The following is an 11,189-nucleotide window of genomic DNA, read 5'->3' as shown; positions in this document are numbered from 1 at the left end:
GCTAATCTTAGGATGAAGGCTAATACAACGCCTCTGATGTATGCATGCTTTTACAATGATGTAAATACCGCAAAAGAGCTCGTAAAAGAGGGAGCGGATATTAATGCTACCGATAAATTTAAGCTTACTCCGATAGCTTATGCTATTGAAAATAACTCTACTAAAGCGGTAAAATTTTTGTTGAGTAAGAAAGTAAAATTTGATAGTAAAGCACTAATACAAAGATATTTGCAATCGCCTCAGCATGATATGATAAAACATATAACCATAAACGGAGATAATATATCTGTAGAGTATGAATCAAAGTATGAAGCAAGAGAGAAAGGGTCAAAAGATGGCATATATCCTTTTGTATATGTTGCTTTTTCCGGTTTTACAGAAATTTTACAAATGCTTCTTGATGAAGGATACAGATACAATGATTATGAATTATCTCATGATCTAACATATATGCCCGATTATAAACCCACATTGGAAATTCTTTTAAAATACAATGCTCAAAAGCAGCCCTCTAATGAGGAGCTTAAAGAGGCATATAATAAGTGCTATCAGGCACATAAAGAGGTAATAGAAGATAAATTTAAATATATTGATGCGATGAATGAGGGTATAGATAGGGTTAAAGAAAAGAGAATTACGGACAAATATATAAAAAACTTCAGCGATAGTAGAGTTGAGATAGAACGAAAACTCATTCAAGAAGGTATCATCGTAAGAAAACCGATTCCGCTTGATCCTGATGAGATGAAAGAATATGATACGCAGCTTGCGATATATGAAAAATATTGCCCTATTAAGAATTTTAAATTTGAAGAGCTTAAGAGCTATAATGATCTTTGGGCATTTGAAAAAAGAAAACCCGATGAAAATGAAACGTTTATGGATGTTAAGAGCTATATAGAATGGTCAAACAAGATAAAGATAAATAAAGAGATACGAGATTTTAAATTTCGTCATCTTGACAGTGTGTTTCTGGTCGATAAAAACATGACTCAAAAAGAATACCTTCTTTTTAAATTAAAAAACGTACCGACGGAAACGCAGGTCGAAGATATAAAATATATATTAAAAAGATATGAACCGGCGAGTAAGAATGGTGGCTTGGTAAGATAAGCCATATAAACCAAAGATAGGGATTTAAATTTAGACTTTATCAGTGCGGTTTACTTTATATGTTTTAAAGCTTAAACACAATGTAAGCCGCAAAAATAGATAAAATTTTAGTATAAGTGAAAGTTAATCCTCATCGTTATATAATCGCAGCACTTCTGGGGAATAAAACGAGTTGTCGCTTTAGGTTTTGCTTAAAAGCTAAAGCTCTTTGCAGGCTAGTGTTTTAAGGCTGAAGGATCAAATTTGAAAACTTTTTTTAAAACCTTGCTTAAAATCATAAAAAACATTTTTAAAAGCATTCCTTATATAGTTATTGTTCTCATCGCCATTGTTTTAGCGTTAAAATTTGGAATTGGCTTAAGATTTACATCAACCTCCTCTCACTATACCGTCACTGCAAATACCAAAGTAGATCCTAACTCCGAGCTAGCTAAATACGTAACGCAAAAGGAGATAAACGCAGTCGGCTATAGATATTGGGATATAGACGAAGAGGAGGTTAGAGATAATCCCACGATGGAACTTTTGCGCAGGAGTTTAAAATCAAAAGATACGGATAAAATTTTAAAATTTATGCAGGATAATAATATAAGCGTAGATACCCCTCTTCATTTCGGCGTTACCCCTTTGATGTACGCTAGCTTTTACGATGACGAAAAGACCGCAAAAAAGCTGATAGAGATGGGTGCCGATCCTCATAAGAAAGACAATTACGAGCTATCCCCTATGGCATACGCTATGGAAAATAACGCCACTAAGTCGGTCAAGCTTTTGCTAGATAGCGGAGTTAAGTTTGACGAAGTAGAGATCGTGCAGGAAACTTACGGCATTAGAGATGTCGAAAACTGGATAGATTCTATAAGCTTTGACGAAAACGCTACTCCGATCATACATTACCGCACGAAAGAGGTTCTTTTTAGCGGCGGAGGCGAGCCGTATTATTTTATCAGCCACCTAGTTAGAAACAATATGTACGATATAATGAAAATGGTGCTAGAGAGCGGGTATAGACCGTATACCTACTCCACTTTCAATATGGGAGAGGTCTATGTTTCAAATAAACTAGAGGAGATACCGAGCTATAGAAACATAAAGAATATCCATAAAGAGTATGGAGTAGAGGAGTTTAGGCTTTATAAATCGGTATATGGCGATCTGTTAGACGTGCCAGAGCCCGGAGCTATGATAGATCTGCTTTTGCAATATGATATAGGCGGAATACCGAACGATGAATTTTTAAAAAGAATGTATGATGATAGGTGTTATAAGGAATATAGGTATGATGTAGAAAGCGAATATTATAAGAAAGCAACTAAAGCTAGGTTCCAGCTTGCTTTTTTGCAAAAACATTGTTCCGACAAGAACGCTACCTTTAAAAATATTAAAGAGTATATACTATTTGCGGTAGAGCGGAAAAAAGTTCGCGTGATAGAATTTACGGCAGATGAAAGAAATATCAAAAACCCCAATTTTCATATATCTAAAGAGGAAGTCGAGAGGCTAACTAAAGACTATAAAGAATATAAAAGAAATTTATTTAGTAAAGAAGCGGAAGATCAAAAATAATAGGCGGCTAGGCAACTCGCCGCGAAATAATCAAATTTAAAGCCCCATCTAATTACCGAAAAAGATAAATTTTACCGATTTTATCGGCATTGTATTAGGCTTGCGAACTCCGCAAAAGTATAAAAACTCGAATAGAAAAGTTAAATTTAATTCCTAAATTTACAACGCTTGAGCGAGTATAAATTTCGCAAAATCCTCGCGGGAGTCCGGGCATTTGCAAACTTCGTAGTATTCATAACCCAGCTCGCGCGCCCGGGCTCTATAAAAAATATCCAGCTCAAAATCGGTCTCGGAATTATCCACGCAAAACGCGATCGGAAATATGAGCACTTTTTTGCTCTGCAGATCCCGCAAGACGTCCGCGACATTGGGCTCTAGCCACTTCACGGGACCCAGGCGCGATTGATACGCCAAGATAATCTCTTTAAATTTAATTCCGCGCGCAGCCAGCAGATCTTTTAAAATTTCCACGTGCGCCTTTACCTGCGCCTCGTAGGGATCGCCCGCAGCAACCATTTTTACCGGCAGCGAATGCGCGGAAAATATAAGCGAAATTTGAGAAATTTCATCCGCGCTAAATTTCGAGACGCAATCCGCAATTAAATTTAGCAAAATTTCGTTGTAAGCGGCGCTTTCGTAGAAAATGTCGATGATTTTATAATTTTTTATCCCGAGCCGCTTAAGCGCCGCTTCGGCAGAGCACAGGCTCGATTGCACCGTCGTTTTTGAGAAGTGCGGATACAAAGGCATCAAAATTATCTCGTCAAAATCCGCATATTTTTTAAACACATCCTCCGCAAAGGGCGGCGTGTAATTCATCGCATAATCGCAAATTAGCTCATCTATCGGTTTTTCATTCTTCGGCGCTTCATTTTGCAGCGCCTCACCCTGTGTCGGGACGCTCTGCGGCGGCTGGTTTTGCAATAGAGTGTCTTGCGCCGGCTCGCTCTGTGCCTCTTGCGCCGGCTCACCTGCGGCGCTTGTAAATTCGGTTTGGTTTTGAAATTTAGCCTCGCCACCAGGCTCGCCGCCTTCTTGAAATTTAGCGGAATTTTGCAGCTTGCATGTAGCGCTAAAATCTGGGCTATTAAATTTTGTGGCACCCTGAAATTCTACCTCATTTTGAAATTTAGCTGCGCTCTGAAATTTTAAATTTTGCGCACCATCTGCATTTTCAAATTTTAATCCCGCGCCATATTTTGCTCGCGCGAGTAAATTTACCTGCTCGCAAAGCGCTTCGGTGATGGAGCATATCGGCGAGCGTCCGCCCAATTTTTCGTAGTTGCTGCGCGCCGATGCGGTTCTGCTTTTTACGATGAGCGCGGCTAAAACGCTACGCCAAAAATCGCTCTTAACGCCCAAAATAAAGGGGTCGTTAAACATATTTTTTAAAAAAACTTCAACTTCGCCCAGATTATTCGGACCGCCCATATTGAGTAAAATTAGGACTTTTTTCATGAGATGATTTCTCTAATTTTTATCGCGTCCTCTACGCTTGCAAGTCCTGCGTCCGCGCTGCTGTTGCACATCGCGCAAAACGCTTCGTGCTCGCGCCGCAGCGAAAAGTCATCGCGATCGACGCGTAAATTTACGCGGCCTTCGGGGGTAATTTTAAAAAGAGTTATCGAGATTAGATCGCCGAAATATACGCCGCTGTCGGTGCAAATTTCGACACCGTGGCGTCTCATAGGATAGAGATTGGATTGCATGAGCGTGCAGTAGCAGCCGTTTTTTGTGTGAAGCGTCGCGCATGCGGCTAGAGTGCGCTCTTTAGAGATATTTTTGCTAAGTTCTATGCAGGCGATCTCGCTGTGAGAAAGCAGCCGCACAAGATCGATATCTCTAAAAAGGGCATTGGCGACGATATCTGCTCTATCATCGTTTGCAAAACCGCTTACAAAGCTCATCGAAAAAATTTTATCACCCTTGGCAAGTTCGCGAATCAGCGAGATAATCACGGGGTTATATCTATCCGAATACCCCACGGCTAGGCGCGTGCCATTGGTCGTCGCGGCGTAGTTGATCTCTCTAGCCTCGGCGAGGCTCTGCGCTAGCGGGGATTCTACGAAGATATTTTTGGTAAACGGGATACATTTTAAAATGAGCTCTTTGTGCGCCGAAGGCGGAGCCGTAATGACCACCGCATCGGGCTTAGCGGTGTTGAAAAGATCGGTTAGATTATCAAAGATCGGATAGCGCGGGCCGAAATTTTCACTGCTGCCCTTATGATAAAGCGCTACGAGCTCGAAATAATCGCTCCTTCTTAGCTCGCTGAAGTGCTTTTGACCAAGCTCGTCCATGCCTATGATCGCTATCTTTTTTTTCATCGTTATGCCCTAAATTTAATCTTTCGCGCCATTATAACTAAGAATGGTTAAAATTTTATAGTTTTTAAAATCTAATTTGGCTAAAATGCGCTCCAAAATTTTAAAATTTAAATAGGGAAATTTCATGGATATTAGAAGCGAATATTTGAATTTTTTTGCGAGCAAGGGGCATCAGATCGTTCCTAGCGCGCCGCTAGTGCCCGATGACGACAGCTTGCTTTTTACCAACGCGGGCATGGTGCCCTTTAAAAGCATATTTACAGGAGCTGTACCGCGCCCGACGCCGCCCATCCGCACGAGCTGTCAGACCTGCATCCGCGCCGGCGGCAAACACAATGACCTAGACAACGTCGGCTACACCGCGCGCCACCACACATTTTTTGAGATGCTTGGAAATTTCAGCTTCGGCGAGTATTTCAAAGAGCAGGCGATCGCCTATGCGTGGGAGTTTGTAACCGAAATTTTAAAGCTTCCTAAAGAAAAACTCTACGTCACCGTGCACGAGAAAGACGATGAGGCGTTTGGGTTCTGGGCGCAGCACATAGCGCAGGAGCGTATCTACCGCTTCGGCGATCACGATAATTTTTGGGCGATGGGCGATACCGGTCCTTGCGGTCCGTGCAGCGAAATTTTTTATGATCAGGGCGAGGAGCATTTTCACGGAAGCGAGGATTATATGGGCGGCGACGGCGACCGCTTCTTGGAGATTTGGAATTTAGTTTTTATGCAGTACGAGCGCGACAAGCAGGGCAATCTAAGCCCGCTTCCAAAGCCTAGCATCGACACGGGTATGGGGCTTGAGCGCGTCACGGCGATCAAAGAGGGCAAATTTAGCAACTACGACAGCTCGCTTTTTATGCCGCTAATTAACGAGGTCGCAAAGCTTTGCGGCAAGCCTTACGTTTATGAAGGCGGCGCTAGCTACCGCGTCATCGCCGATCATATCCGCTCGGTCGTGTTTTTGCTAGCGCAGGGAACAAATTTTAATCGCGAGGGCAGGGGATACGTTTTGCGTAGAATTCTACGCCGCGCCGTGCGCCATGGCTATCTGCTCGGTATCAAAGAGCCATTTATGCACCGCCTCGTGGATAAAGTATGCGAGCTGATGGGCGGACACTACGCCTATCTAAACGAGAAAAAGCAGGTCGTAAAGGAGCAGATCAAGCTCGAAGAGGAGCGATTTTTCGCCACTTTGGCAAACGGTATCGAGCTTTTTAACGAGGAGCTTAAGCACACTAAAGAAATTTTTAGCGGCGAGGTCGCGTTTAAGCTATACGATACCTACGGCTTTCCGCTCGATCTAACCGCCGATATGCTGCGCGATAAAAATCTGCGCGTGGATGAGGCGAAATTCGACGAGCTGATGAGCGAGCAAAAGAGCCGCGCAAAGGCCAACTGGAAGGGAAGTGGCGATAAGGCTAAAGCTCAGGGCGATTTTGCGATCCTGCTTGAGCGCTTCGGTAAAAACGAGTTTGTCGGCTACGAAAAGCTAAGCTGCGAAAGTAAAATTTTAGCGATTTTGGATGAAAATTTTAATATCACTGATGAGGTAAAAAGCGGCGAGACTGCCTGGCTGATGATCGAGCGAACGCCGTTTTATGCAGCGAGCGGCGGACAGTGCGCAGATATCGGCATGATCGGCAAGAGCGCCGTTTTGGATACGCAGAAATTTTTTGATTTGAACCTATCTCAAATTTCAGCCGTGCAGACGCTTAAGGCGGGCGATACGGTGGAGTGCGTGGTGGACCCGCTAAGGCGCGCTATGATCGCGCGACATCACAGCGCGACGCATCTTTTGCACGCCGCGCTTCGTAAAATTTTAGGCGAGCACGTGACGCAGGCAGGCTCCTTGGTGGAGCCTAACCGCTTGCGATTTGATTTTTCGCATCCAAAAGCGATGAGCGAGGATGAAATTTTAGCGGTGCAAAGCTTCGTAAATGAAGCGATCTGCCGCGGCGCTGCCCAGAAAATGGAGATAATGGATATAGAAAGCGCCAAAAATAGCGGCGCGATCGCGCTTTTTGGCGAAAAATACGGCGCGGATGTGCGCGTAGTAAGCTTCGGCGAGGTAAGCAAGGAGCTTTGCGGCGGCACGCACGTTAATAATATAAGCGAAATCGGGGCCTTTTTGATCTTAAAAGAAAGCGGCGTAAGCGCGGGCGTGCGCAGGATAGAGGCGATCTGTTCGCAAGAGGTAGTTAAATTTAGCCAGGATCTGCGCGATAAGATGAGTAGAATCGAAGCCGAACTAAAAGGGGGCGATCCGATTTTGGGCATCAAAAAGCTAAAAAGCGAGATCAAGGAGCTACGCGAGGCCGCGAAGAATGCAAACGACTCGCACGCGCTAGCGTTTTTAAATATCGACGGCGTCAAGCTCTGCGTCGCGGCAGTGGACGGCGGCGATATCAAAACCATGATCGACGAGTTTAAAAATCAGCACGAAAAAGCGGCGATAATGCTAATGCAAGTGGGCGCAGACGGTAAAATTTCAATCGCTGCAGGCGTTAAAAACGCGCCGATCAAAGCGGGCGAATGGGTCAAACTCGCGGCATCGATTTTAGGCGGCGGCGGCGGCGGACGCGATGATTTTGCGACCGCAGGCGGCAAGGATGTGCTAAAAATCGAAGAAGCGATCAAAGAAGCGATCGCCTACGCAAAAGGTAAAATTTGAACGAGATCGACTCAAGCTTCGTCAAAGCCTCGCAAATTTTGCCGCTGATTCACATTTTAAGCGTGATTTTTTTGGTCTGCGCTCAAGTCTGCGTGATCTTTGTAGTTAGGGCTTTTATGCGCGAGCAGGAGCACGAAAGCAAGCCTTTGAGCGCTAAATTTAACGAGATAATGCGCTATTTTAGGCGCTACGAGCAGAGCTTCGCGATATTTCTGGCTCTTGTTTGTATTAGCGGATTTTTTCTATCAAACGGGAGCGATTTTAAATTTTCAGATCCGATGGTAAAGGGCGTAACGACGACATTGTGGGTAGCGGCGGGCTTTATCGTTTTAAATTTCGTCTATATCCACTATAAAATTTTATCTTTTAAAAAAGCGGTCGCCGCAGAGGATGAGTTTGAGGCGAACGAGCATCTGATCATCGTCGTAAAATATTTCATCCCGCTAAATGTCGCGATAACCCTGATATGCGTATATCTGGGCGTGACGATAGGAAAATTTTGATGATCTATCTAGCTTCCGGCTCGCCAACTCGCGCTCAAATTTTAAAAGAGGGCGGCGTGGAATTTACCCAAATCCCTTTCGATTTTGACGAAAGCGGCATTAGCAAGCAGGATGCCCGCACCTATTCGTACCGCGTCGCGCTTAGCAAAAAGGCGCAGTTTTTTAAAATTTATAAAAATTATGATAGAGTGCTGTTCGCGGATAGCTCCGTAATCGCGGGCGATCAAATTTTGGGCAAGGCGCGCGATGAAGTGGATGCTTTGCGGATGCTTAGCCTTCAAAGCAGCGCGGTTAGCAGCGTCTATACCGCGATGATCTTTGTAAGCAAAAACTTGCAGCTTGTCGCTCTAAGCGTCGCAAGCTATAAATTTGATAAATTTAGCGAGGCCGATCTGTGCGAATACATCGCTAGCGGCGATTGGCGCGGCAAGGCGGGTGCGATGAGCATCGAGGGCTTTAATGAAAAATATATCCTAAGCTCGCGCGGTTCTAAATTTACCGCGATGGGGCTTGATCTGGAAATTTTAAAGAGGTTTATATGGTAAGAATTTTATTTAGTTTTATTACGGTTTGCGCGTTCGCAGCAGGCGGTATCTTTTTGTATTTCTATTCGCAGATCCGCTTGGAATCGGACTCCATAATCAATTATCATCCAGAGCTCACGACTAAAATTTACGATCGCAACGGTAATCTAATCGCAAACGTATTCAACGAGCAAAATAGAATTTATGTCAAATACGAAGATATCCCCGGTCGCGTGATCGAAGCTCTCGTAGCTATCGAAGATACGGCGTTTTTCGAGCACAACGGCGTGAACGTCGAGGCGATCTTTAGGGCGATCATAAAAGATATCAAAGCTATGAAATTCGTCGAAGGTGCTTCCACGATTACGCAGCAGATCACGCGAAATTTAGTGCTTTCGAGCGAAAGAAAGCTCGATCGTAAGATCAAAGAGGCGATTTTATCGCTTAAAATCGAAAACGAGCTAAGCAAAGAGCAAATTTTAGAGCGATATTTCAACGAAGTGTATTTCGGGCATGGATATTACGGTATCCGCACGGCGGCGCTCGGGTATTTCAAAAAAGATTTGCAAGATCTTAGCATTAAAGAGATCGCGATTTTGGTGGGCTTGCCGAAGGCGCCTAGTAGCTACGATCCGACTAAACATCTGGATCTATCGCTTTCGCGCGCGAACAATGTCGTTTACAGAATGCACGAGCTAGGCTGGATCAATAAAACCGAATACGAGATCGCTATGGCCGAGCGGCCCGTAGTCTATGACGAGACGCTCACACAAAACGTAGCCCCATACGCGGTGGACGAGATCATAAAGGAGGCCGAGAAGCTGATCCCCGATGTCCGCACGGGCGGATATCGTATCGAAACTAGCCTCGATCTAAAGGCGCAGGAGATGGCGCAAGAGGCGCTGATTTTCGGCTACAACGAAATTCTTAAGCGCAATAAAGACGCTAATGCAAGCAACGTAAACGGCGCGATCATCGTTACCCATCCGCAAAACGGCGAAATTCTAGCGCTCGTCGGCGGCGTGGATTACGCTAAATCAAATTTTAACCGCGCCAGCCAGTCGCAGCGCCAAACCGGCTCGAGCTTCAAGCCGTTTATATATCAGATCGCCCTTGATATGGGGTATTCGACGATGACGGAGGTTCCGGACATCGCCAGGGAGTTTGAAGACGGCAGCAGTAAAACGTGGAAGCCTAAAAACTACGACAGCACCTACAGCGGCTACATCACGGTAAAAGAAGCCCTCACGCGCTCGCGAAATTTAGCCACTATAAATTTAATGCAGGCTATCGGGGTCGATCGCGCGGTCAGGAAGCTGGACGAGTTCGGTTTTAAAAATGTCCCGCCTGCGCTTTCAGTAGCGATCGGCAGTTATGGAATTTCGCCGCTTGAGTACTCTACGATGTATTCGATGTTTCCTGGGCTCGGCATCACGTCGAAGTCTAAATTTATCGTCTCGATCACCGATCAAAACGGCACTACTCGTTATGTAGAGCCCGAGCGCCGCCGCGTGCTGCGCCCGGAGCAGGCATATCTGATGACTACGTTGATGAAAAATATCGTCCAGCGCGGCACCGGCACTCGCGCGCGCGTGCAAGGAATCGACGTCGCGGGTAAAACGGGCACCTCAAACGATAGCATAGACGCATGGTTTTGCGGCTTTACGCCCGATCTACAGATCATCATCTGGTACGGCAACGACGATTATAAACCGATGCGAAAGGTCGAGGGCGGCGGCCGCACCGCAGCGCCTGTCTTTGCGCGCTTTTTAGCAAACTACCTCAAAGAGTATCCGCAAACTAAACGAAATTTCACGGTTCCGGACGGCGTCTTTAGCAGCTCATACAACGGCAAGGAGGAGTATTACACTAAAATTTCGCCGCTTCCTAAACCCCGCGAAAGCAGCAGCGACGGATCATTGTGAATTTAGTTTAAGCGTAATTTAAATTATAGATTAGGAGTATGCGAACGACGGATTTTAGTGTGGAATTTTTTATAAAGATTAAAAATATTAAAGGCTCTTTTGGTAAAAATGCAAACTTTAAAATTGTATAGTATAAAAAGATTGATTTATAATAAATTTAAGCCGAGCAATGGTAAAATGACAACTAAATTTTTTAAAAGATTCAGGATATTTACTTTATGGAGTTTGCAAATCAGAAATCTGAAATACCGCTTTTTATAATCAAGGATTATTGGACTAAAATCAGTACGGAATGTTATTTAATCTTAGCTGTATTTTTAGTTATATTTCTATTTTTTTGTAGAGGAAGTGCTTGGGCATATCAATTTTTAGGAGCCGTTACTTTTTTGGTGGGAATTTTATTTATTAATAAACATAAATTTTTAAATTTCTATTCCGATAGAATAGAATATAATTCTTTATGCAAAAATTATAACGACGTATATTCGATACATAAAAGTGTAAAGACTTCTAATTTTGATAAAATCGCTATTTATAAATTTTCTGGACTAGTAATTGAA

At 44.0% G+C, this 11,189-nt stretch carries 9 protein-coding genes; 7 read left to right on the top strand and 2 right to left on the bottom strand.

Annotated features, from left to right (window positions below; genetic code table 11):
- On the top strand, positions 1-1,113 hold a 1,113-nt coding region (locus tag Q0438_RS09895; protein WP_299190538.1), incomplete at its 5' end, for an ankyrin repeat domain-containing protein.
- A 243-nt stretch (positions 1,114-1,356) separates the two neighbouring features.
- The gene (locus tag Q0438_RS09890; protein ID WP_299190536.1) at positions 1,357-2,679 is read left to right on the top strand and encodes an ankyrin repeat domain-containing protein; all 1,323 of its coding nucleotides are present in this window, start codon (positions 1,357-1,359) and stop codon (positions 2,677-2,679) included.
- A gap of 159 nt (positions 2,680-2,838) precedes the next feature.
- Here the strand turns inward: Q0438_RS09890 and hemH are convergent, their stop codons facing one another.
- Both hemH and Q0438_RS09880 read right to left on the bottom strand, forming a co-directional pair.
- Positions 2,839-4,137 carry a ferrochelatase gene (gene hemH, locus Q0438_RS09885; RefSeq protein WP_299190535.1) on the bottom strand — a complete coding sequence of 433 codons (1,299 nt, stop codon included), beginning with the start codon at positions 4,135-4,137 and terminating at the stop codon, positions 2,839-2,841.
- Positions 4,134-5,006 (bottom strand): Gfo/Idh/MocA family oxidoreductase, encoded by an 873-nt coding sequence (locus tag Q0438_RS09880; protein WP_299190533.1) that lies wholly within the window; start codon positions 5,004-5,006, stop codon positions 4,134-4,136. Before Q0438_RS09880 ends, hemH begins: the two co-directional genes overlap by 4 nt.
- Before the next feature lie 124 nt (positions 5,007-5,130).
- On the opposite strand from Q0438_RS09880, the gene alaS reads away from it, so the two are divergent.
- The 5 genes from alaS to Q0438_RS09855 form a co-directional block, all read left to right on the top strand.
- Entirely contained in the window at positions 5,131-7,677 is a 2,547-nt protein-coding gene (gene alaS / locus Q0438_RS09875; RefSeq protein ID WP_299190531.1) for an alanine--tRNA ligase, read from the top strand.
- A complete protein-coding gene (locus Q0438_RS09870) occupies positions 7,674-8,180 on the top strand; it encodes a hypothetical protein (RefSeq protein WP_299190529.1) in 507 nt (168 codons plus the stop codon). The genes alaS and Q0438_RS09870 overlap by 4 nt, the downstream gene beginning before the upstream one ends.
- Positions 8,180-8,725 (top strand): septum formation inhibitor Maf, encoded by a 546-nt coding sequence (gene maf, locus Q0438_RS09865; RefSeq protein WP_299190527.1) that lies wholly within the window; start codon positions 8,180-8,182, stop codon positions 8,723-8,725. The genes Q0438_RS09870 and maf overlap by 1 nt, the downstream gene beginning before the upstream one ends.
- Complete coding sequence (locus tag Q0438_RS09860; protein ID WP_299190523.1) at positions 8,719-10,629, top strand: transglycosylase domain-containing protein; 1,911 nt, start codon at positions 8,719-8,721, stop codon at positions 10,627-10,629. The genes maf and Q0438_RS09860 overlap by 7 nt, the downstream gene beginning before the upstream one ends.
- A gap of 218 nt (positions 10,630-10,847) precedes the next feature.
- Positions 10,848-11,189: hypothetical protein (locus tag Q0438_RS09855; protein WP_299190521.1), on the top strand; the 342-nt coding region annotated here is incomplete at its 3' end.

It is taken from the genome of uncultured Campylobacter sp., assembly GCF_938030785.1.
In the GTDB taxonomy this organism is placed as follows: domain Bacteria; phylum Campylobacterota; class Campylobacteria; order Campylobacterales; family Campylobacteraceae; genus Campylobacter_B.
The sequence above is the reverse complement of the archived record's forward strand: the minus strand, read 5'-3'. Positions and strand labels throughout refer to the sequence as shown.

What these genes read in the sequence shown, in the direction of transcription:
- hemH (WP_299190535.1), bottom strand. Translation starts at nt 4,137, where the DNA reads ATGAAAAAAGTCCTAATTTTACTCAATATGGGCGGTCCGAATAATCTG.
- Q0438_RS09880 (WP_299190533.1), bottom strand. Translation starts at nt 5,006, where the DNA reads ATGAAAAAAAAGATAGCGATCATAGGCATGGACGAGCTTGGTCAAAAG.
- alaS (WP_299190531.1), top strand. Translation starts at nt 5,131, where the DNA reads ATGGATATTAGAAGCGAATATTTGAATTTTTTTGCGAGCAAGGGGCAT.
- maf (WP_299190527.1), top strand. Translation starts at nt 8,180, where the DNA reads ATGATCTATCTAGCTTCCGGCTCGCCAACTCGCGCTCAAATTTTAAAA.
- Q0438_RS09860 (WP_299190523.1), top strand. Translation starts at nt 8,719, where the DNA reads ATGGTAAGAATTTTATTTAGTTTTATTACGGTTTGCGCGTTCGCAGCA.